19 protein-coding genes are annotated in these 23,014 nt (G+C 50.5%); 4 read left to right on the top strand and 15 right to left on the bottom strand.

What is annotated here, in order from left to right; translation table 11 throughout:
* Positions 1-61: 61 nt before the first annotated feature.
* Positions 62-2,749: a family 78 glycoside hydrolase catalytic domain gene (locus WFK81_RS06670; protein ID WP_336785676.1), complete on the bottom strand. Its 2,688-nt coding sequence runs from the start codon at positions 2,747-2,749 to the stop codon at positions 62-64.
* 182 nt (positions 2,750-2,931) lie between these two features.
* On the opposite strand from WFK81_RS06670, the gene WFK81_RS06665 reads away from it, so the two are divergent.
* Positions 2,932-3,807: an AraC family transcriptional regulator gene (locus WFK81_RS06665; protein WP_336785675.1), complete on the top strand. Its 876-nt coding sequence runs from the start codon at positions 2,932-2,934 to the stop codon at positions 3,805-3,807.
* Here WFK81_RS06665 and WFK81_RS06660 read toward each other — a convergent pair whose 3' ends face one another.
* Positions 3,808-4,779 carry a glycoside hydrolase family 43 protein gene (locus WFK81_RS06660; RefSeq protein WP_336785674.1) on the bottom strand — a complete coding sequence of 324 codons (972 nt, stop codon included), beginning with the start codon at positions 4,777-4,779 and terminating at the stop codon, positions 3,808-3,810.
* Between the two features lie 91 nt (positions 4,780-4,870).
* Positions 4,871-5,758 (bottom strand): AraC family transcriptional regulator, encoded by an 888-nt coding sequence (locus WFK81_RS06655; RefSeq protein WP_336785673.1) that lies wholly within the window; start codon positions 5,756-5,758, stop codon positions 4,871-4,873.
* A gap of 128 nt (positions 5,759-5,886) precedes the next feature.
* Between WFK81_RS06655 and WFK81_RS06650 the strand changes: the two genes are divergently transcribed.
* On the top strand, positions 5,887-6,666 hold the full coding sequence (locus WFK81_RS06650) for a phytanoyl-CoA dioxygenase family protein (RefSeq protein WP_336785672.1): 780 nt from the start codon (positions 5,887-5,889) through the stop codon (positions 6,664-6,666).
* A gap of 53 nt (positions 6,667-6,719) precedes the next feature.
* Here WFK81_RS06650 and WFK81_RS06645 read toward each other — a convergent pair whose 3' ends face one another.
* From WFK81_RS06645 to WFK81_RS06620, 6 genes are all read right to left on the bottom strand, one after another.
* Positions 6,720-7,859, bottom strand: a complete 1,140-nt coding sequence (locus tag WFK81_RS06645; RefSeq protein ID WP_336786430.1) for an NAD(P)/FAD-dependent oxidoreductase — start codon at positions 7,857-7,859, stop codon at positions 6,720-6,722.
* A gap of 77 nt (positions 7,860-7,936) precedes the next feature.
* Positions 7,937-8,563 (bottom strand): class I SAM-dependent methyltransferase, encoded by a 627-nt coding sequence (locus WFK81_RS06640; protein WP_336785671.1) that lies wholly within the window; start codon positions 8,561-8,563, stop codon positions 7,937-7,939.
* 15 nt (positions 8,564-8,578) lie between these two features.
* On the bottom strand, positions 8,579-9,490 hold the full coding sequence (locus WFK81_RS06635; protein ID WP_336785670.1) for an NAD(P)/FAD-dependent oxidoreductase: 912 nt from the start codon (positions 9,488-9,490) through the stop codon (positions 8,579-8,581).
* 106 nt (positions 9,491-9,596) lie between these two features.
* A complete protein-coding gene (locus tag WFK81_RS06630) occupies positions 9,597-9,980 on the bottom strand; it encodes an Rrf2 family transcriptional regulator (protein WP_336785669.1) in 384 nt (127 codons plus the stop codon).
* A gap of 292 nt (positions 9,981-10,272) precedes the next feature.
* Positions 10,273-10,878, bottom strand: a complete 606-nt coding sequence (locus WFK81_RS06625; RefSeq protein WP_336785668.1) for a pentapeptide repeat-containing protein — start codon at positions 10,876-10,878, stop codon at positions 10,273-10,275.
* 138 nt (positions 10,879-11,016) lie between these two features.
* Entirely contained in the window at positions 11,017-11,583 is a 567-nt protein-coding gene (locus WFK81_RS06620) for a TetR/AcrR family transcriptional regulator (RefSeq protein ID WP_336785667.1), read from the bottom strand.
* Between the two features lie 409 nt (positions 11,584-11,992).
* Here WFK81_RS06620 and WFK81_RS06615 point away from each other — a divergent pair, with 409 nt between their 5' ends.
* Positions 11,993-13,666, top strand: coding sequence for a fibronectin type III domain-containing protein (locus WFK81_RS06615; protein ID WP_442956043.1), 1,674 nt, complete (start codon positions 11,993-11,995; stop codon positions 13,664-13,666).
* 59 nt (positions 13,667-13,725) lie between these two features.
* Here the strand turns inward: WFK81_RS06615 and WFK81_RS06610 are convergent, their stop codons facing one another.
* From WFK81_RS06610 to WFK81_RS06595, 4 genes are all read right to left on the bottom strand, one after another.
* A complete protein-coding gene (locus WFK81_RS06610; protein WP_336785665.1) occupies positions 13,726-14,691 on the bottom strand; it encodes an acetylxylan esterase in 966 nt (321 codons plus the stop codon).
* A gap of 78 nt (positions 14,692-14,769) precedes the next feature.
* Positions 14,770-15,297 (bottom strand): cysteine hydrolase family protein, encoded by a 528-nt coding sequence (locus WFK81_RS06605; protein WP_336785664.1) that lies wholly within the window; start codon positions 15,295-15,297, stop codon positions 14,770-14,772.
* Between the two features lie 69 nt (positions 15,298-15,366).
* Entirely contained in the window at positions 15,367-16,131 is a 765-nt protein-coding gene (locus tag WFK81_RS06600) for a sulfite exporter TauE/SafE family protein (RefSeq protein WP_336785663.1), read from the bottom strand.
* Between the two features lie 3 nt (positions 16,132-16,134).
* Positions 16,135-17,613, bottom strand: coding sequence for a carboxylesterase/lipase family protein (locus tag WFK81_RS06595; RefSeq protein ID WP_336785662.1), 1,479 nt, complete (start codon positions 17,611-17,613; stop codon positions 16,135-16,137).
* A gap of 137 nt (positions 17,614-17,750) precedes the next feature.
* Between WFK81_RS06595 and WFK81_RS06590 the strand changes: the two genes are divergently transcribed.
* Positions 17,751-18,626 carry a LysR family transcriptional regulator gene (locus tag WFK81_RS06590; protein WP_336785661.1) on the top strand — a complete coding sequence of 292 codons (876 nt, stop codon included), beginning with the start codon at positions 17,751-17,753 and terminating at the stop codon, positions 18,624-18,626.
* Here WFK81_RS06590 and helD read toward each other — a convergent pair.
* Positions 18,611-21,049: an RNA polymerase recycling motor HelD gene (gene helD, locus WFK81_RS06585; RefSeq protein ID WP_336785660.1), complete on the bottom strand. Its 2,439-nt coding sequence runs from the start codon at positions 21,047-21,049 to the stop codon at positions 18,611-18,613. The genes WFK81_RS06590 and helD overlap by 16 nt on opposite strands.
* Before the next feature lie 284 nt (positions 21,050-21,333).
* Positions 21,334-22,812, bottom strand: coding sequence for an Lsa family ABC-F type ribosomal protection protein (locus WFK81_RS06580; protein ID WP_336785659.1), 1,479 nt, complete (start codon positions 22,810-22,812; stop codon positions 21,334-21,336).
* Positions 22,813-23,014 lie beyond the last annotated feature (202 nt).

The following is a 23,014-nucleotide window of genomic DNA, read 5'->3' as shown; positions in this document are numbered from 1 at the left end:
TATCAAAAACAGAGGGTGTCCCAAAAGTCATGTTCATGACTTTTGGGACACCCTCCTATTTTTATACCGTTACTTTGGCTGAGGTTTGAACACGGTAAATGCCGGAGCCAAGCGATAGCACTAGCATTCCATCCTTCTCTTGGAAAGCAAGAACCCCTTCAGCCGTGCGAAGGTCGGCGCCATTGACCGAGATGGCGTCAGGCTGAGCATCTTGCAATCTCACTTCCGCTGTCGTATTAGGAGGCAGCTCGAACTCGTAGCTTACAGCCCCGTCCACTCCTGTATTCCAACCGCTGCGGATCAAACCATAAACCGATTTATAGGAAGCTTTCGCATAAGTTAGGCCGGAATCCGTTCGCGGACGGAAAATAATATGCTTATAGCCCGGCTGCGACTCATCCAGATCAAGTCCGGCGACAACCCTGTACAGCCATTCCCCAATAGAGCCGTAAGCGTAATGGTTGTAGGAGTTCATATCGTCGCTCCAGAAGGTACCGTCCGCTTTAATGCCGTCCCAATGTTCCCAAATCGTTGTTGCCCCTTGGTGAATGGAATAAAGCCAGGACGGGTAATCCTCCTGCTGTACAAGCTTAACCGCCACGTCGTGATAGCCGTTCTCGGACAGGACATGACTTAAATAAGGCGTCCCTACAAAACCTGTCGTCAGATGGAACTTCTGCTCCGTTACGTAGTCCGCCAGCGTTTTTGCCAGCCTGTCGCGCACCGAGCCTTCTACAAGTCCAAACATCAGCGGCAGAACGTGAGCGGTCTGCGTATGAGCGGCAAGCCTACCGTTAGGGGTAAGAAATTCGCGCTCGAAGGCCGCTACGATTTGGTTGTACAGCTCGCCGTAGTCCTTCGCATCGTCCGTGCGGCCAAGCACTTCGGCTGTTTTGACAAAAAGTTGCGTGGAATAGGCATAATAGCAGGTTGCGATCAGATCTCTTGGCGTTGCGCCGACATAATCCCCTTCCTTGGCGTCCAAGCCAAGCCAATCGCCGAAGTGGAAGCCGGTATTCCAGAGATATTCGTCGCTCCCTTGCTTGCGAATGTACTCGACCCATGCCTTCATGCTGTCATATTGCTCTTCAAGCACGCGCTTATCTCCGTAACTGAGGTACACCGTCCATGGACAGATGACCGCGGCATCGCCCCAAGCTGCGGAAGAGTGAGAATTCTCGTCCAGCACATGCGGGATAACGAACGGCACTCCTCCGTCGCTTCGCTGGTCTGCCTTCAGGTCGCGCAGCCATTTGGCGAAAAACGGCGCCACGCCATAATTGAATGCAGCGGTACGGATAAAGACTTGGGCGTCGCCCGTCCAGCCAAGCCGTTCGTCGCGCTGCGGGCAGTCCGTCGGAACATCGAGGAAATTGCCTCGTTGTCCCCAGATAATATTTTGCTGAAGCTTGTTTAATAAAGGATTAGAACACTCGAAAGCACCCGTTGCCTCCATATCCGTATGAAGGACATGTCCGGTGAATTGATCCAGGTTAAGCGCAACATCCTGCGGCCAGCCATCGATTTTCACATAACGGAATCCTTGGAACGAGAAATGCGGCTCGTATTCCTCTTCCCCGCCTTTGCAAATATATCGGACCGTCTGCTTCGCTTTACGCAAATTGCCGATATAGAAGTTGCCTTCCCGGTCGAGCACCTCGGCATGCTGAATCGACAGCTCCGTACCTGCCGGCAGCTCGATGCGGAAATGCAGGCGTCCGACCATGTTTTGCCCCATATCAAGCACGGTCTCGCCGGAAGGAGTATGAATAAGAGCGATTGGCTTCAGCTTTTCGGTTATTCTGACAGGTTCATTTTCCTGCATGACCAGAATATCCTTCGATCGAGCAAGCTCCGTTACATTCGCCCAGCCCTGATCATTAAAGTCTGGCTCCGACCAGCCCTTAATCTCCAAGCGAGCGTCATAGGTTTCGCCATGATACAGCTCCGACATGAGGATCGGACCGGTAGCCGCTCGCCAAGACGTATCGCTTACGACTACTTCCGACGTTCCATCTTCGTAGTCAATATGAAGCTGAAGGAGCAAGGCACGAGTGTTGCCGTAAATGCTATTCTGATTGTTCCAAGCCAAGTCGCCTTTGTACCATCCGTTCGCGAGAGAAGCTCCGATTGCATTGCTCCCCGCCGTAAGCTGCTGCGTTACATCATAAGCCTGTACTTGGAGCCTGCTGAAGTAACTCGTCCAGCCAGGAGTGTACTCCCAGTCGCCAACCCGCTTGCCGTTCAGCTCAAGTTCGTATAGTCCGAGCGAAGTCGCGTACAAGGTTGCGCGGCTGATGTTATGGCGTGCTGCAAAGCTTTTGCGGAGCATAAATATCTTCTCCGATTGTGAATCAATAGAGGATGCGTCAGGCGTAATCCAGGACGCTTTCCAATCCGCGGTCCGGAGCAGGCCCATTTCCCAATAAGCAGCCTCGCTCCATTCCGACTCGTTGCCTTTGTTATCCCATACCCTGACCCGATAATAGTAACGACCCCGTGCCTGCAGAGGCTGTCCGCCGTATTCGATCAGCGTCGACTGCTCAGATTCTACTCGCCCGGTATCCCAGACCAGCTCCAGTTCATCAAACCCGTCCAATCCGCAGGATACCTGAATCTGAAAAGCGAGCTGCATCACATGAACGTCACCCGATTGAAGCTGCCAGCTGATTCGCGGCGACATAGCTCCGAGTCCGATAGGATTATGCTGATATTCACAACGCAAATGGTTTACTTGCAACAAAGTCATATACGAAATTCCCCTTCCGGCAATCTTGTATGCTTTAGCAGCATCATTAACTTGATTGTATGGCAAGAGAGAGCGACATTCAGGGGATGATCCGGACATTTTCATAGGTGGATCTGGACATCTTGCAAACGGTTTCGTACGATAGAGACAGATACTTTGATCGAGTAAAAGGAGCATGGACGATGAGCATTAAACGAAGCAGCTATGTCATGTCTGCCGCGTCATTTTTCGAGCCTGGCGTTCCGATTTACGTAAACCGCGCTTATGAGAACTTTGACATGGATGAGCATTCGCATGAATTCGTCGAGATTACTTATGTCAGCGAAGGTGCCGGCGTTCATTATATTGCCGGCGAAGCCGTTCCGGTTGAGCATGGAACGTTATTTTTTATCCCCATCGGGCAGAGCCATGTTTTCCGGCCAAAAACGCCTAAAAAAGACCGGCCTCTTATCGTCTACAACTGCTTGCTGCCGGCTACTTATATGAGTGAATTGCGGGATGGGTTCCCTTATGCCACGGAGATTTTGGACTGTTTTACGGATGAGAGTTTGACCTGGTTCTCTATCAAGGATTCTACCGGCGAGTATCATGCGATGTTCCGCGAGCTCTATCAGGAATTTGCCGCGAAGCCGCCGGCTTATATGGCTGTGCTTGCCTCGCTTGTCATGAGGATACTAACCGGACTCTATCGGCATAAGCTGCAGATGATTTCCCCGGCCGGCGACCGGCCGCAATGGTTAAGCGTTGACGAAGCCATCACTTATATTGACCGACATTATGCGTCTGAGCTTAAGCTTGGCGAACTCGCTGCCCAAGCCAAGCTTAGCGAACGGCAGTTCAGCCGCTTGTTCCGCCGCCACACCGGGATGAGCCTGATCGAATACGTGCAGAGCATCCGCATGGACGCGGCCTGTCGCCTCTTGACCACCGGTCATGGCAGCGTTGAAGATATCGCGGGTGCCGTCGGATATGCGGACATGAAGTTTTTCTACCGTCTTTTCAAGAAAAAAACCGGGGTTACCCCCCGGCAATATCGCGATGCTGTATTGAATAAGTGATCACTTCATTCGGAACGAATCCCCGTCATCCACCACATCATACAGCTTGCAGCGGGAATCGGGCATCTTGAACGGAGAGTGAAGAATTAGCTTCCATTCCCCGTCAAAGGTCTGAAAGAACATGCCATGTCCGCTGTCAGCGAAGACAAGCGGCTCCAGCTGCTCCCAAGGTCCTTCCAGCTTGCCGGTTGTCGACCTTGCAATCGTCTGAACGTAGCTGCCTTTATCGTAGGTCGACCATAACATGACGAGCCGGTTTTCCTTCGTTCGGTACAGCTGGCAACCGTCGGTCACATATACGGACGGCACTCCGTCTTCCTTATGCTCGCCATTATCCCAAGGGGCATCCGAGCCGTTGAATAAATGTACCGGATCCGATGCCCGGTCGGATAAATCATCGGTTAACCGCACCGCTTCAACGGTTCCATCCGCCGTCTGCACCCACTCATGACAGTAAACCATCCATGGCTTCCCATCTTCATCCAAATACAAGGTGCCATCCAGCGTCATAAGGTCTTCCGGCGGAACCGGCGCATCCCGCTTGATGATCTCGAATGGCCCCTCCAAAGAATCGGATACGGCGATTACGGACCCGCGCCATTGAAGCGGATAGCCGCCGTTCCCCTGTCCTTCGAGCTTTTTGTCGTTATTATGTAAAGTAACAAAGAGATAATATCGGCCATTATAAGCATGAACCTCCGGCGCCCATGCGCCATGCTTCGGATTCGCCCATATTCCGTCCGGAATCGTGAACACCACATACGGTCCTTCCCAATTGACAAGGTCCTTGCTTTTATAAGTGAGTACGCCATAACGATCCATGCCATGAATTCTTGGGCCGCCGCCCGTATACAAATAATAGGTTTCCGTAGTCTTATCCGCTACTATAAACGGGTCATGTGCCGGAATATCGGCTAGCGAGTGACCTGTACTTGGGTTTGCAATGTCTGAAGCCGTGTTATACGCGTTCATATCAACAATCCCTTCCTATTGGTTGTAATCCCTATGAACATTTCTACCGTACCGGTTAATCCTGTTAAGGGAACTCAAGTTTTCTTAAAAGTTAGTCCAGATGCCGTCTCCTGTATTCGCCGGGCGGCATCCCCATCTGTTCCGTAAATACGTTCGTAAAATAATGAACGGATTGAAAACCGGAATCCGCCGCAATTTCCTTGAGAGAAGCAATAGAGGTTTTTAATAGAACCTCCGCATGCTTTAAACGCTCATTACGCAAATAAGTCAGGAACGTGTCTCCGCCGTCCATTTGAAACAAGCGGGACAGCTGCCTGGTCGACAGATTCATGTAATCCGCAACCTCCTCAATCTTGAGCGGCCGAGAGAGATTGTCTCTAATGTATTGCTTGGACTGGCGCAGAACCGCATAACGGGTTGAATCCGTCGATCTCGCCGGGCTTGGCACGGGAATATTTCCATCCGGACCAAACGGCTGGACGAGACTCGATAGCAGCATGCCGGCCATTGTTGCCAGGTCTTCAATTTCATTGTAGGGCTGGCAGGAAGCATGATGGTACAACCCAAGCCAGTAATGGATGGAGCGCGTATAATCCACATTCTTAAATACCACGTTACCCGACTCCAGGTTAATGCCATAGCGGTGATATTCTTCTTCGCGCGAGCCATTGGGGTCGAGCTCGTAAGCCACATACATGAGCCCCATCCCGTTCTCGCTGCGGATCTGATGCCAGACACCGGGCCGGGATACGAACAACGTCCCCGCCTCAAGGCCGTAGACGGTATCCTCATCCTGGTATTCGCCTTCGCCCGACAGCACGTAGCAAACTTCATAGTAGGAATGCTTATGGATGTGATTGCTGTAATGCAGCGGCCGCAAATCCCAATAGTGGACCTTAAAAGCAAGTCCGCTTGCCTTGCATTTCGTGAGCATTTCGTTTAGAAAACGGCTGCCGTTCTCAATGGCTTCTATATTCATCTCATCACATCCTGGCGCAAATTCTTAAAAGGATGGCTTTTTTAGCTAAATACACTTGATACCAACAATCCTATAATCAGAGTATAAGTAATCGCTTACCAAACATTCAAGCAGAGGAGCGAATAAAATTGATTACTCAAAACGATGTAGAATTTTACAAAGAAAATGGTTATCTGTTAGTCCAAGGCTTATTCTCGCAGCAAGAGGTTGAAGACATGAGAAAAGCCATTGACGGCATTCTGAACCGGGCCGCTCAATCGAAGTTTGACTCTAACGCAGCCTGGCAAGGCGACTACCTTCCGCCGGAGCAGCTGAAGAAGCTTGTCCTGAAAGGATTCCATGACGTTCAATACCATGATGCGGCATTCATGCGCGCGGCTATTCATCCGAATATGGCTGCTGTGTTATCCCAATTGATTGGTCCTAACGTTCAACTGCATCATAGCAAAATGCTTGTAAAGCCGCCTGAAAACGGCGCCGCTTTCCCTTTGCATCAGGACGCGCCATACTTCCCGCATGCAAGCCACACCATGCTGGCGGCAAGCGTTCACCTGGATGACGCCGATATGGAGAACGGCTGTCTCTGCGTTATTCCGGGCACGCATAAGAACGGCATGATGCCGCATGTCGGACGCCATTACCTCGATCACCGGGAATATCCGATCTCGATGGCGACGCCTTGCCCTGCCAAAGCCGGCGACGTTCTCTTCTTCAACTACTTGACGGTTCACGGCTCGGACGTTAACCGCAGTACCCGCAACCGCCGCAACGTTCTGTTCCAATACCGCGATCCGATGGATGTCCCAACTTTAGACACGCATGTTAACTGGGGCCAAGGCCTTATGATATGCGGCGAAAACCCGATCTACCGCGAATATCATGCCAACCATACCCTTCAAGCGAAATAAAAATAAAATCGCAAAAAAAGGCAGTCCATCGGACTGCCTTTACTCCATTTCCTCTATTCAGCGCTAGTCTGTCCCAACGCTTTTCGAATCTCGTAAAGGTCAGGGTCCAGCTCAATCCCCATCCCTAAAGCGAGCTTCGCAAGCTGGCTGCCGATAAACGGGCCTGCCGTTAAGCCGGATGCGCCTAATCCGTTACCCGCAAGAAGATTATCCCAACCCGGAACGGCACCAAACACCGGCAGGAAATCCGCCGTAAACGGCCGGAAGCCCACGCGCATCTCCAGGAATGTACTGTTTGCAAGCTCCGGAGCAAGGGATAAACCTTTATTCAAAACCTCTTGCATACCTCCAGGCGTTACGCGAGTATCATAACCGGTAATGTCGTTTTCGTGAGTCGCCCCAATAACAATTCGCTGCTCGTCAAAAGCAAGAAGATACTGATCCGTTGGCGGCATAATAACAGGCCAGCTGCCGGTCTGATGCTCCTTGTTCTCCAGCTGTACGTGCATAATTTGGGCTTTCTGATAGCTGACTTGGAAATCCAACCCAAGAGGCTGCAGCAAAGCTCCCGCCCAAGCTCCTGCGCATACGACAACCTTATCTGCCCTGTAGAAGGTAGAACCTAACGTTACGCCCGTAACCTTGTTCAACTCGAATTCAATTCTAGCGTCACCGACAATAAATTCCGCCCCGTTTCGAATCGCCGACCGTATTAGCGCATCGCGAAGCGCCCGTCCGTCCACCCGCGCAGCCCCGCCAATATGAACGGAAGAATAACCTTCCGCAAGCAGCGGGAACCTTTCTCTAGTTGCGTTCTCGTCAAGGGAAGCGATACTGCCGATTTCCGGCGCATCTTGCCGCTTGGCGTAAGCCCGCTCCGACATTTTTTCGATTTTATCAGGATCCGTATGTATGCTGAGGGCACCTACCCGGGCGTAACCGGTATCGGTCTCGCCTTCTGCTTCCAAATCCGCAATTAATGCCGGATAATAACGCGCTCCGCCTTTGACAAGCTCGTACCAGGCTTTATTCCGTCTTTGCGACAGCCATGGACAGATGATGCCGGCCGCGGCATCCGTAGCTTGTCCCATGTCTTTGCGATCTATAATCAGAACCTCGGCGCCGGACTTCGCCAGTTGGTAAGCCGTCGATGCGCCAAGAATCCCCGCTCCAATAACAATAACCTTCATGATTACACTCCTTCCACCTTATCTATTATAACGGTCCGCAACGCAAAAACGACAGCAAAGGCTGCCGTTTCGCATGCCAATTATCGTTTTTGACATTTTAGCATCAGAAAAGGGAAGGAAGGTTTATTGGGAGCGTGTTTGTTAGGCTCTGCCATTTCCGTTATTTCGAACAGCCCATAATGCCCGAACTCTTGACGGATCGATTCCGCATCGTAAAAGAACATCTTAAGACCTTCCATAATCTCGTAATAGTCCTTGTCCAGCCGCTTGCCCTTTCCGTACATCGGAGCATCCTTGGATATCGTAGTGAAAACCATATAACCGCCCGGCTTTAACTGATTGCAGCAATCCTTAATAAACTTTTCTCTTTCCTTGCGATTCAGCAAATGAATAAGCGCGTAACAGTAAATCCCGTCATACCGCTTGTTATCAAAAGGCATTTCCGCTACTGAACCGTGAAAGATCGGAATGGGCAGCCCGGCTTCTTTTGCCAGGTCAATGGCCGTTTTGGATATCTCGATCCCCGTCACCTGTATGCCGTTATCTAAAAATATCTTTGCGTTTCTTCCATACCCGATACCGGGTATCAAAATATCCTTCACCTTCTTCTCGAGGAAAAAGTCCTTGATAAGGACAGCCGAGTCCGAAGGCTCATATCCCCACATCGTCTGATGCTCAACAAAGCTTGCTTCCCAAAATTCGGTCATGTCCCAATCCTCTCTTTAAAGCAGCTTCCAATTTTCTTCCGTCAAATCCGCCATTACGGCCATAGCAGCCTTGCTGCCGGAAGCAGCGGCATAAATCAATTGCGAAGGCATCACATAAGCGGAATCCCCTGCGGCATACACGCCTTCAGCCGTCGTTTTACCCATCTCATTCGTGATAATAGCTCCGTTATCCTTCGTTTCATAACCCAATGCCTCGCTATAATCGAGATTTGGAATTTGAGCCGGATCAATGAAGCCTCCGCTGCGTTCAATTGACGTGCCATCCGTAAAATGTACCCGCTCCAGCATGCCATTTTGACCGGACAATGACGAGATTGGCGTATCGATAACAGGGATGCCTCTGGCTGCAAGCTGCTCACGCTGTTCAGCATCCAGAGCTTCAGCGGTTCCATTCGTGCATACGATACAATCGCGGCTCCAGTTCTGGAGCAGCTTGATTTTATGAAAGGCATGCGGTTGATCCGATATGACAACCAGCGCTTGATCTCTTAACTCCCAGCCATCGCAGAACGGGCAGGCGAATAGGCTTTTCCCGTAATACTCCTTGATGTCCTTAATCTCGGGCAGCTCCTCTCTCAGTCCTCCCGATAAGATAATCTTACCCGCTTGCACTTGATCTCCTGACGAGGTACCTATGACGAATCCTTCTTCGGACCTCCGGATATCCGTAACGCCAATCTCCCAATGCTTGACCGTCGGATAACCAAGCACCTCTTCATATGCAATACGCCGGAATTCAGCTGGTTTAACCCCGTCCCTCGTAATAAATCCATGTGAAGCATGCGTTACCCTGTTTCTTGGCAACGCGTTGTCAAATATGGCAACCGTCTTTCTTGCCCTGCCCAGCACAAGTGCCGCGTTTAAGCCAGCCGGTCCGCCTCCTATAATGGCAACATCGTATCTCATAATGTTCCTCCTTGTTTATAAATATCGTAGACTTCATAGACTCATAATATCTGTGATTCGAGCAGAAAGAGGGCATTGCCCTATTAAACGCCAAGACAATGCAGCTTTATTTCATCAAATCCACAAGCTTCGCATTTCTCAAATGCTGCTCCATGGCATCCTCAGCCGTGAGCATTACTTGGTGAATATGGCATTCCGGATTTCCGCTGCCGCAGCATTCGAAGATCGAAGTAGTCCCTTCAATCGCATGAATAACGTCCAGAAAGGAAATGTCTTCCTTCTTCCCTCTCAGACGATAACCGCCATTTGCTCCGGATGCCGACTCAATCAGCCCCGCCTTTACCAGCTTGGTCAGAATCTTCGAAAGGTACGTAGGTGATAAGCCTTGCTTATCCGCAAGCTGCTGAACGCCAACCGGTCTGTCCGGCGCTGCGGCAATGAGGAAGGCCATGGTGTGTAAAGCATAGTTCGTCGCCTTTGAATATTTCATGATGATAAGCTCCTAATCACAGACTTCATGTGTCTATAATAACTTTGATTAGAATAAACCGTCAAGCGGTTTATTCTTCGTTAGAAAACAACTTTAAATCGTGCTTAGCAAGTAGCCCAATGCAATTACGCTTAGAAGGATGGCCACCATACTAAGCGTTAAGGCGATAACGAGCATTTTCGAAACGGTTATTCTCTTCATTCCTGCCACTCCCCAAAAAGCGTATTGCCAGATATTACTCTTTAAACGAGAAGCAAGCGGTAATTGTTGCTGTAGCGCGTGCACCTCACATTCACTTAATCTTTGCCCCATGCGATAGCGCAAATAAGACGGTTTGCTCACGGTCCATTCTCAAGCCTGCAACCGAGAAAGATTTAAAATCCACACCTTCCATCTTTGCCCCTCTTACGTCGGTATCTTGCAGCGTCGCTTTGGCCAGCACGGCCATCGACAGATCGGAATCCCGCAGATCGGCTTTCTCCAAATTCGCGCCGGACATATCCGCCTCATGAAACTTGATTCCTCTCAGATCCTGCTTCACTAGCCTCGCATGCCGCAAGTTGGTGTATGACCAATCTCCCTGTACGATGCTGATCCCGTCCATCGTGGAGTTGGTGAAGTCCGACCCCGTCATTTTGCATGCGTCAAATTTGACCACAAACAGATTAGCCCCGTTAAAATTGCAATTCTCGAACGCAGATTCTTTATGAATCGAACCGTTTAGCATAGCGCCGCGGAAATCGCATTCGACGAATCTGCAGTTTATTGAACTTAGCTCCTCCAATGAACCGCCCGCGAACGAGCAGCGGACAAACGTGCAGCCGATCAGCTCGCCAAATCTTAAATCTTGCGTACCAAAGTTAACGCCTGTATAGGTTTGATCATTATATTGGAACATTATTTCCTCCCCTGAAACGTTCATTCGCTTCTTACTATATCACACGGCTGTCAAGCCCCCGTAGGAACGCTGCGGAAAGTCAAGCGATTTATTTTTAATGCGGAAACAAAAAAAACCGCGTTCCCCGCGGTTTCACTTTCAATGGACTGGAGCTTGATACATCGTTTTGAAAATATGGCTCAACTGCCCGCTCATATGCTCAGGCGTCTGGCTGAAGCCTTCCTCATTCCATTGAATCAACAGCCCCATGATAGCATTCACCTGATAAGCAACAAGAAACATATTGCTCTGCCCGCTTAGCCCGGTGCTTTCAATGATAAGAGCCTTAATCTTCTCGAATAAAGAGTAGTAGTAGGAAATAGAAGATCTTTTGTCAAACACGATTTCATAGAAGGGCTGGTACTTCTTCACATGGTGGAAAATCCGGATGGAACTAGGGTCGAGCAAGCTGTGATTCAATTCGGCCACTTGCCGGTAAGGCTCGTAATAAGACTCCTCCAAATCCTTGAGCAAGCTATTCAGATGCTCGTCGAACAATGCTCCTACATCATTGTAATGCAAATAAAAGGTTCCCCGATTGACGCCGGCCTCCCGGCACAGCATGGAGACGGAGATGGACTCCAATGTCTGCTTTTTTAGCAAGGCAAGCAAAGCCTCATGCAAAGCCTTCTTCGTCTTTATGATTCTAAGATCATTCTCGTTCATTATCCTACTACACCTCATGACTGTCGGTTTATCGCAAAATTCCAGTCTTATAAGTATAGCATCATCTGAGCAGAAAAAAAGTTGCAAACCTAACGGCTTGCAACTCTTTATTTAAGAAATTTAATTAGAAGCCCGCCGTCCAGCCTGCGTCTGCGGCTAGAACACGAGTAATAGACAGCTTGTCAAATAAATGGGTCCAATGCTAATACAGGGTAACCATATGGCGTCACTCTCCGAATGAAATAGTATCCCGGGATCGTACGTTTTTCCTCCTTGAGAGAAACGCTTTGCCATTTCATAATAGTCCTGCAAGATAGTTCAGGATGAATAGGAGGAATTAATGATGACCAAAGTAAGTCCTCATCACGCCTTCACCCGCAGACTGCTATCCCTTGTTTTGGCTCTTGCCATGCTGCTGACGTTTATTCCTACGGCGGCAAATGCGGCGGACAGAGGTGCCTGGGCACCAAATGTGTCCTATGCCGTAAACGACACCGTTACATACAACGGCACGACTTACAAATGCATCCAGAGCCACACTTCCCTCACAGGCTGGGAACCGCCCGTTGTACCTGCTTTGTGGAGCCCTGTCCAAGGCGGCGGAGACACGACATCACCAAGCGTACCGGGTAATGTCCGGGTTACGGCTACCACCTCATCAAGCATTACGATAGCCTGGAATGCATCTACCGATAATGTCGGTGTAACCGGCTATGATGTTTATCGCGGAGCCACGCTTGCAGGCAGCACGAACAGCAGCACTCTTACTTTTACGAACACGGGACTTAGCGCCAATACCTCATACTCCTATACCGTAAAAGCGAAGGATGCGGCCGGTAACTCCTCGGCAGCCAGCACCGCGGTTAATGCCACAACTTCGGCCCCGGCTTCCGATCAGACAGCCCCTTCCGCCCCTGCCAATTTGCGATCGACGGCAACGACTTCAACCAGCGTATCGCTCGCTTGGAATGCCTCCACCGATAATGTCGGAGTAACCGGCTATGATGTCTATAGAGGTGCCACGCTCGCCCTTTCCGTTACAGGCACAACCGCTACGGTTACGGGACTCACCGCTTCTACGGCCTATAGCTTTACGGTCAAAGCGAAAGACGCAGCCGGCAATGTATCCGCAGCAAGTAATACTTTAAGCGTCACTACAAGTCCAGCGAATACGGGAGGCGGCAGTCTGCCGAAGCATACGCTGACCGGTTACTGGCAGAACTTCGTGAATGGCGCTACTAACGTGAAGCTCGGCGATGTGCCAAGCGAATACGATATTATCGTTGTCTCCTTTGCCGAGATGGACCAGGCCAAACCCGGCGGAGTCACGTTCAGCGTGGATTCGAGCTTATCCTCGGCGCTTGGCGGCTATACCAACGCCAACCTAATCAGTGATATCAGCCAGAAGCATTCGCAAGGCAAAAAAGTCATTTTGTCCGTTGGCGGCGAGAAAGGCAATATTAACTTGAATAGCGCTTCGCCTAACGTAACGAACTTTGTGGACAGCATGTACGCTCTCATCACCCAGTTTGGTTTTGACGGCATCGATATCGACCTGGAGAATGGCATGAATGTATCGAATCTCACCTCCGCGGTCCGACAGCTTCAGCAAAAAGTCGGCTCCGGATTTGTTCTGACCATGGCGCCTCAAACCATTGATATGCAGAATGCGAATACTTCATATATGCAGCTCTATAACAACCTGAAGGACATTACTTCGGTCATTAATGTTCAGTACTATAATTCAGGCTGCATGCTGGGCCGTGACGGCAAATGTTACTCCCAAGGAACCGTTGATTTCCTGACAGCCCTTTCCGACCTCACTTTGCAATGGGTTGCCCCATCGCAGCTCGGTATCGGCGTACCGGCTACCACATCGGCGGCAGGCGGCGGTTATGTCGCTCCGTCGGTTGTGAACCAGGCGGTTAAATGTCTGGCTACCGGCAGTGATTGCGGCACGTATAAACCGGTAGCGAAATATCCGGATTTCCGCGGCGCGATGACCTGGTCGATTAACTGGGACGCATCAAGCAGTTATTTATTGGCCAGAACCGTGAAGCCGTATCTCGCGACTTTGCCATAAACAAAAAAGGAGCTTATGCCAACGAGATATCGTCGGTCGTAAGCTCCTTTTGCTTTCCTTTATTCAAACCATTCGCTGAAATGCTCTGCTAGATAGGCCAGTTTTACCTCGGTCTGCCTGCCGCCTCCGCCCTCATGCCCGTTAAACGGATAAATGACGATCTCTTTCTCCGTCCGAATGCGGTTGTAGGTGGCAAAATACATTTGGGCCGGACAAGTCTCGTCCTTAAGAGCAACCGAGGCAAGCACCGGGCAAGCAATCCGATGTGCCAGATTCATCGTATCGAAATAGCTTAAGTTGTCCATGACAAGATCGGTTTGTTCCGGATGCCGCTTCAAATATTCGGCTACCGCGCCAAACGCCCCGTGATTCCCTTCAATGCGGGCTACCAGATTGCTGTTGCTCGGAACATCCACCATGGCGAGCTTCGGACGGTTGTCCAGCGCAACGACCGCCATGCCGAGCGCCCCGCCTTGGCTTCCGCCTTCGATGATCAATTTGTCGGCATCAATATCCGCCTGCGCGCATGCAAAATCGACGGCCTTCAGACAGTCCATATAGGCATAACGGTAGTAATATTCCCATTTGTTATGTACGCCTTTGCTGGCGACATTCGACAGGAAGCCATGCGTGTAGCTGGCGCCGTTGCCCGTCGGGCCTCCCTGGTCCCGGCAATCCACCGCAAGAACAGCCATGCCCATCATCACCCAATGCATATGGCCGGCAGGCTCTCCGCGGCTTCCCGAGAAGCCATGGTAATGGATAAGGCACGGATATTTTTCTTGCTTCAGAAAGGCGGGGACAATTAGCCAGCCGCGGATTCTTGTCTCATCCAAGCCGTTAAACGCGATATCATATACCTTGACATGCTTGCTGGAATAATTTATCTCTGTCCGTTCCGGCTGAAGCGGCACTGACTTTGCCTGTTCAATCGTAGCGCTCCAGAACGAATCCAGGTCATCCTTGCCCGTTAATGGAGGAAGGTAATGATATAAGTCCTTGGTTACTTCTTCGATATAACCCATCTGTTCGGCAGACTCCTTTGTTATTCGTGTGATTAATAATTAACTCCATTAACTAAATTCAACCTATAATTAACGTAGTTAATTAAATTCAACCCCTGATGTTTCGATGAGATTGACCCGTTCGGCAAATGACTGGTTGTACTCGTCAATGATCTGCGCCGCGCTGCGGGAGCCTTGTCCGCATGTGCTGTGAGCATCCTTTACTACCGTCACGTCGTAGCCCAGTTCAACCGCTCGGCGGGATGTCGCGTCAATGCAACAGTCCGTCTGCAGACCGGACAGAACCAGCTTATTAATCCCTCTGGCGGTCAGTTCCTCCTGAAGATTTGTCTCGTGGAAAGAATCCGGCTCGTATTTCTGAATAACAAGATCTTGAGGGGCCGGCGCGATGGCGGAGTGTATCTCCCATCCCTGTGAATGAGTCTCCAGCGGAGCTCCCTGTTCTTCGTTATGCTGTACATAGATAACCGGAATCTGACTTTCCCGCGCCTTGGCGAGAAGCAGGTTAATACGGTTTAACAGCCTTTCATCTTCGTGGATGGGATACTCCTCCAGAAACATGCCGTTCTGAACATCGATAACCATTAACGCAGTATTCTTGCTCACTTGCAATTCAGCCCCCTTCAGTCGCATTAGGATAATAAGGAGTTCGATGCAACCCTTCCGGAGTCCTTTTTAAATGAGCAAAATCGCAGCGCCAAGCATTGGCGTTAACACCATGCAGGTTTTGAGCATAACCGCCGGCACGCGTTTCGTGAATTTCGCGCCGGTATAAGAGCCTAGCATCGTGCCGATCACAACGGCGATAAGCAGTTGAATGTCCAGATAGCCGACAGAGTAATAACCGGCTCCTCCCGCTAATGCGATAGGCATAATAACGAGCATTGTCGTTCCTGCCGCGAAACGCATGGACATGCCAAGAAGGAGCATAAGCCCAAGCTGGATAAAGGGCGTTGAGCCAATCCCGAACAGTCCAGACAATGCCCCTGTAACTAATCCGATTGAGACAGCTGACGCATAGAACTTCATGCCGCTGGTTTTCACTGGAGCGGACGAACTTTTCTCGCCATGCTTAGCCTGATAGACCATTCTGAACCAGAGAGCCAGACCGGAGCTGAACAGCATGCCCGAAGTCATCCAGCCTAACTTGTCCTCCGGAATAAAGGAAGACCAGCCCGAGCTGACCCAGGCGCCTGCCGCGCCTGCCAGGCCAACAATGGCGCCGGTCTTCAGAATCATATTGCCTTCGCGATAATGGCTGACAGACCCGGATAACGAAGAAAAGAACATAGCCGCAAGAGCCGTGCCAAGCGCCGTATGAATCGGATAACCGAATGCAACCGTTAAGATCGCAATAATAAAGCCCGATCCCCCTGCCCCAACAAATCCAAGCAGTAGCCCTAGAAGCAGCATTGCGGCTGTCACTTCGACAAATATCATCTCTTACGTCCTCCAAACCTGATGCTGCACGGAAATCCCTATTGGCGGCGTTAAGTTCTCTTGAACAAAGCTATTCAGCTGAAGCATCATGACGGATTGATTAGGACCATATTCCGGCCATTCCGGCAGCTCAGGGGTATTCGGGTCACCGCAGCGGATGAACGCGTTCCACCCTGCGCGCATGCCGGCAGCTAGACCTGCGGCTTCATCCGCAATGAAATAAGGATCGTTTGCTTCATTGGAGAGATCACGCTTTGGGTTTTCCGCAAAGTTAATCAAGCTTCCTTCGTAACCGTGAATGGCTCCTAGCCAGCCTCCGTACGTTAGCCTGTACATCCATACCGGCGCTCCCGAAGCCGCAACCGCTTGCGCGAGCTGCATGCAGCCAATCGCATACAAATGCTCGGTCAACGCTTTGCTCCATGCCTTTTCCACGGGTAACGTCTCGGAATGACGGAAGAAGGAATGCCATACCTCCTGCTGATTCTCGCCAAACAGTCTACTTAACGTGTCTGCATCAGGCTTCTGTAAGCCCGGATCATAAAAGATAAACGATGCCGCTTCGTCCTCGTTTGATCCGATCAAGAGCGGCGGCAGCTTCTCTGCTTCTGTGAGATACCGGATGGGGTCAATAGGAATAAGAATGCCGTCCGCAACGGGCCCAAACATATGAAGATTGCCGGCCGTGTCCGGTCCTACCTTCATCTGAGCCTGGATCAGCTGCTCCGCAGGCAGTTCAAGAAGCCGCTCCGCTTCTTCCGGCTTCAGCCCTAACGCATGAAGAAGCCGGCTAGCCGTTAAGGCGGCCGTCTTCTTGTCCCTTATGGATTGAGTCGCCCCGCTTTGGGCTACAGCCCGATGGAACAGTCCTTCGGCAGCCTTCATCGTATACAAGGTTGCCGTACACTTGGCACCGGCGGAATTCCCCATCACGGTCACGCGGGCAGGATCTCCGCCAAAGGCGGCAATATTGGTCTGTACCCAGCGCAGCGCAGCGATAATGTCCAGCATGCCGTTATTTCCGGATGTTGCATATTTCTCGCCAAGAATCTCCTCCAAGGCAAGAAAACCTAGCGCTCCAAGCCGGTAGTTCAGCGAGACGAATACAAAATCTTCTTCCGCGGCATAGCGGCTGCCGTCGCAGTCCGCACCCTTCCCGCCTATAAATCCGCCACCATGGATATATACAAGAACAGGACGAAGCTGCTTGCCAGGACCGGATGTCCAGACATTCAGATTCAAACAGTCCTCCGAATACGCAAGCTCCGGAAAAGTACGGTTAGGGTCTACACTCTGATGTGCGATTGGCCCAAAAGAACGGCAGTCCCGAACTCCCTCCCATGCCGGAGGGACTTGAGGCGGTTTAAACCTCAGCTTTCCGACCGGTGCTGCAGCATAAGGAATCCCTCTATATGCATAACATCCGTTTAATTGAACGCCTTTTACGTGTCCAGATGACGTTTGAATAATCAATAGAGCCATTCTCCCATCCGTATTGTGATGTGACCATTATAGTCTTGAGAATCCATGAACTCTAATATATATTTAGGCATAGCAATTATAAACTACAGGTTATAACGAAAAAGAAAGAATAGGTGAATCCAATGGAGCTCCTGCAATTGAAATATTTTCAGACGACCGCGCGATTGCAGCATATGACGCAAGCTGCACGGCATTTGCATATCTCCCAGCCTGCCCTTAGCAAAACGATCGCTTCCCTCGAAGCGGAGCTGGGAGTAAAGCTGTTCGAGCGCACCAACAAATCAATCCGGCTTAACGAGCATGGCATTCATTTTCTGAGCAAAGTGGATATCGCGCTTCAATCTTTGGAGGATGGAAAGCGGGAGCTGCAGGATTTGGTTGAGTCTCCTTCCGAATACATTACGCTTGATGTACGCGTCTCCTCTCATCTCCTTCCGGGTCTCCTTGCCGAATACCGTAAGAACAAGCCGGATACGCAATTCCATTTGCTTCAGCATGCGTTGCCAAGCGAACACGCTTTTGACTTTGATTTATGCCTGTCAGACGGCGCCGTTCCTCCTCCCGGCTGTCATTCGGTCGCCTTGCTGCGGGAGAAGATTGTCGTTGCGCTTCCTTCCGAGCATCGTCTTGCGAAGCGCGACCGGATCAGCCTGGAGGAATTGAAGGAGGAACGATTCATCAGCCTCCCTCCCGGCAAATCGCTGCGCGAGACAACGGACGCTTTCTGCCGGCTTGCCGGCTTCACGCCTCGCATTCAGTTCGAAAGCGACGATCCGGCCACTGTCCGCGGTCTCATTCGGGCTGGTCAAGGCCTTGCTTTTCTTCCGGCCATCACCTGGGGAGGTTCAACCGGACCTGATGTAGTTACCATCCCTTTGAAGGAAGGGTATTGCGAACGTTCCATCTCGCTTCATTGGCCCAAGGGACGGTACCTGACTCAAGCTGCCGCTTCTTTTCGAGATTGTACGATCCGGTACTTCTCGGAACTGGCCGATGCTTATTCCAAAACCTGAAGCTCGTATAGCTCACTGCTCAGAGAATTCAAATAAGGCGCCCATTCCCCGCAAATGTAGAGGTGGAGCCGATGCATCGCGCGAGTGCACGCCGTATAGAACAGCTTCCTTTCGCTTTCGCGGTTATAGGACTCCGACGATGCGTCGTAGATTGCGACGGCGTCGAATTCCACTCCTTTGGCCAGATAAGCCGGGATAACCATAATTCCGGACTCGAAGGTTAAAGTTTCCGTCGTTACCAGGCGAATAGATTCCATTCCGCATGAGGTTAATGCCTCGTAAGCTTCCTTGCTCTCGGCTGCGTTCTTCGCGATAACGGCGATTGAACGGTTACCTTCCGCCTTGAGCGATTCCAGATCATGAACAAGCTGGCGAAGCAGCGCTTCGCGGCTCCCAGCCGTTGTAATCAACGGCTTTTCACCATGACGCTCGAACGGAACAATCTCTTCGCCGCCAGGGAGCATCAGCCGCGTGAACTCCACGATCTCTTTCGTCGACCGGTAGCTTTGCAAGAGCGGAATGAGAGTGGTGTTCTCTTCCCCGTACAGCTTAAGCAGCGGAGAATCTCCTCCGCCCAACTTGGAAGATTGGGTAAAGATCGCCTGGCCGAAATCGCCAAGCACGGTCATGCGGGCATTCGGGAAGAGCTTCTTAAGGAACGCATACTGGAATGGCGAATAATCCTGGCCCTCATCCACGAAGATATGGCGGACAATCGTATTCATCCGGGAGCCTTCAATTAATTCCTTCAAGAACAGATAAGGGGTTGCGTCTTCGTAAAACAACTCTTGGTTGCCCAGCTTCTCCTTCGTCTGCCTGCAAATCTCCGGCCAGTTAGCAGGCACTTCGGCAGCTTCGGTCATTCGGCTGTAGGCCGATCCCTCTTCGTCAAACAGCTGCGCGTAAAGACCGTTTACATCCACGAACTTCATTTTCTTCACCATCCGGCGCAAAGGCTTGAAATGCTCCTTCACGATCATCTGGCGCAGCAGGTCTTCCTGCTGTTCGGAGAAGTCGAAGATTTGATCCTCGCCTTGATTCGTAAACTTGTTGGCGCGGTCCAGGGCTTTCGCATAACGTTCTGAAACGTCAAACAGCTCTTCGTCGCGCTGGAACTTCTTCAAGATCTCGCTGTAAGCCTCCACGTACTGATCATTGTCCAGGTAATCAAGCTCTTTATCCACCCACTCCGCAGCCAGTTCGTTACGCGCAAATTTCCGCAGCTCTTTCAATACCCATTCCTGCAGCAAGATTATCCGGTTAGCCAGGCGGACAGACGCGTCATAACCGTAAAATTGCTCGTATAATTGCTTCGAAGTAATCAGTTCGCGATCCCGGAAACGTATACTCTTAAACAACATGCCTTCCTCGCTTAACCATCCCGCGTATTTCTGCAGCGCAATCAGGAAAGCTTCGGATGCTTTGTACCGGATACCGTCAACCCGCGCTTCGTATCCGACCGCCGACTCCTGCGTCAGCACATATTCGATTTGTTCGAACGGATCTTCCAGATTCATGGCCTCACCGAGCCAGTAGTTCAAATATTCCTGGAAGGTCGTCTGCTGCATGTTTTCCTCGCCAAGCTCGGGAAGAACGGTAGAAACGTAACTGTTAAACATCGGATTGGGGGAGAAAAGAACAATCTGGTCAGCCGTCAACCGCTCCCTGTGTTTATATAGCAAATACGCTGCACGCTGAAGGGCAGCCGAGGTTTTCCCGCTTCCGGCCACTCCCTGCACGATCAGCATCCGGCTGGTATCATTGCGGATAATCGCGTTTTGTTCCTTCTGGATCGTGGCTACAATGCTTTTCATCTGGTTATTGGCGCCTTGGCCAAGCACCTGCTGCAGCATGGAATCGCCTATCGTGACGCTGGCATCAAAGAAATTAAGGAGCTTGCCATCCTTGATCTGGTACTGCCGTTTAAGCTCCATATTTCCCGTTATCTGTCCGCCGGGCGTCGTGTAGGAAGCGGGACCCGGTGAATAATCGTAATAGAGGCTGGCGATCGGCGTCCGCCAATCGTAGATCAGGAAGTTCATTCCGTCCGAAGCCAGAAAAGACGACAATCCGATATAGACCTGTTCCGCCTCAATCATGTCGTCCTCCTTAAAATCAATGCGTCCGAAATACGGAGATTGCTGAAGCCGTTTCAGGCTTTTCCATTGCTGCCGCCGTTTCTCGTGGGTACGCTCCCGCTCCGACAATAACGCGGCCTGCTGATTGATGCTGAAGAACGTTTCTTCGAAATCCTCATCCGAGGCCGTGTTGACGGTCACTTCCTCCCAGAAGTGCCTGCGTATGTTCGAAGCCTGACCGTACAGCTGATCCACTTCGGGTTCGAGCTCCGCAATTTTTTCTTTCAGCTTATCTTTCACTTCATGAAGACGGCTTTGCTCCTGATCCCATTCTTTTTGCATCATAACTATAAACACACTCCTTCTCGACTTTTTAAAAAAATCTCGAAAATAAACGTTTGACATTTGACAACCGCATGCGCCGCATGATATTATATAAGTGTAGATAAGATGTTCTATCTACGCCCATACATAAATTTTTCATGCAGAGGTTTTATTACTATAGCATGATTCTTTTTGATACGCAATCGTAAAATCCGTCCCGTTGTCCAAACGGGGCTTTTATTTTTTATCCTTCATCAAACAAGGCCGCCCTTCTTAACTGAAGGACGGCCTTATTTTTTACCCCGCTACAACTCAACAATTTTGGTTGCGATATTTTCGCAGAAGGCCCGGTCATGCTCAACAAATAGTATAGTTGGCGAATGCTCCAATAGAAGCTCTTCGATCTGCATGCGGGAGATGACATCGATAAAATTCAAAGGTTCATCCCATATATGGAGATGCGCTTTCTCGCTTAAGCTTTTCGCTATCAAGACTTTCTTCTTCTGGCCTCCGCTGAAGGCGGAAATATCCTTTTCGAACTGAATCCGGGAGAAATCCAACTTGCGCAGAATAGCCTTAAAGAGACTTTCGTCGATTCCGTGCTCTCTCGCGTAATCCGTCAAGTTGCCCCGCAAGTGGGAGGTATCCTGGGATACATAAGAGATCTTGAGGTTGCTTCCCTTCCGGAATGTCCCGGTATAGGTTAAATCTTCCCCGATGATGAGCTTAAGAAGACTGGATTTGCCCGAGCCGTTCCGGCCGGAAAGCGCGATACGCTCCCCCTGCTCGATCGTAAAGCTGATGTCCGAGCATACTTCCTTGTCCCCGTAATAAATCGAGACCCGCTCCAGCTCCAGAAGCTGGGGCTTATGGTAAACGAGCTGCTCGAGCTTCAGGCTGTCGGAAGACTCGATATTTTTCAGCAGCATGGACTTCTCGTCAATGGCCGATTGCTGACGCCGCTCCATCGACTTCGAACGCTTCATCATTTTAGCTGCTTTATGTCCAATGTAACCTTTATCTACCTTGGAGCCGGAATTTCTGGTTCCGTTCTTTGTTTTCTCTACTTCATGCGACCAGTTATTGGTACGTTTCGCCGCATCCGACAGCCGCTTAATATCTTTCTTCAGCTTATCGTTCTCCGCCAGCTCGTATTGATCCTGCCGTTCTTTGTTCTCCCACCACTCGGTGAAATTGCCCTTCTGGATTTCGATATTCGTTCGGTTGATGGAGAGAATATGGTCCACGCAATGATCGAGGAAGGTGCGGTCATGGGAGACGAGGATAAATCCGCTCTTGCCGTTCAAATATTGGCTGACCAGCTTCCGCGCGCTCATGTCCAAGTGGTTGGTTGGTTCGTCGATAAGCAGGAAGCTGTTCTCTTTCAGGAACAAAGCGGCAAGCAGCACCTTCGTCTGTTCCCCGTTCGACAACGTATTGAACGGCCGGTACAAGACATCATCGGATACCTGAAGCAGCGTCAATTCGCGCATGAGCTCCCATTGCTGGTAATCCGGGTAAATCTCCTCTACGACATCCGTCGTCAGATATTCCGGATGCTCTACCCGGAACGGAAAGTACTCAAACGTTACATTCGCCGAAATATGCCCGCTGTACTCGTATTTGCCAAGCAGCAGGTTCATAAAGGTTGTTTTTCCCCGGCCGTTGCGTCCTGTAAAGCCCAGCTTCCAGCTCGTATCAAGCTGAAAGCTGACATTTTCAAAAATATTATCGTAGCTGCCGTCATGGGCAAACGTAAGATTCGATACGTTAATCAGTGACATATGAATTCCCCCAGTAATCAAAAAGAGCTGCAAGAAAGTTACCTTTCCCACAGCTCAAATGAATACGTCAAATCCAGCCCTTGGATAACCATCCAATAGGTCGGAAAGGGATATTCGCCTGAGTGAAAAAGATGCAGTAACTCTCTTGCGCATAGAAAAATAAAACAATCGAAACAGATCGTTATCGTTCGTTTTATTCTCG

This window comes from Paenibacillus sp. MMO-177, assembly GCF_037147795.1.
GTDB lineage: Bacteria > Bacillota > Bacilli > Paenibacillales > Paenibacillaceae > Pristimantibacillus.
The sequence above is the reverse complement of the archived record's forward strand: the minus strand, read 5'-3'. Positions and strand labels throughout refer to the sequence as shown.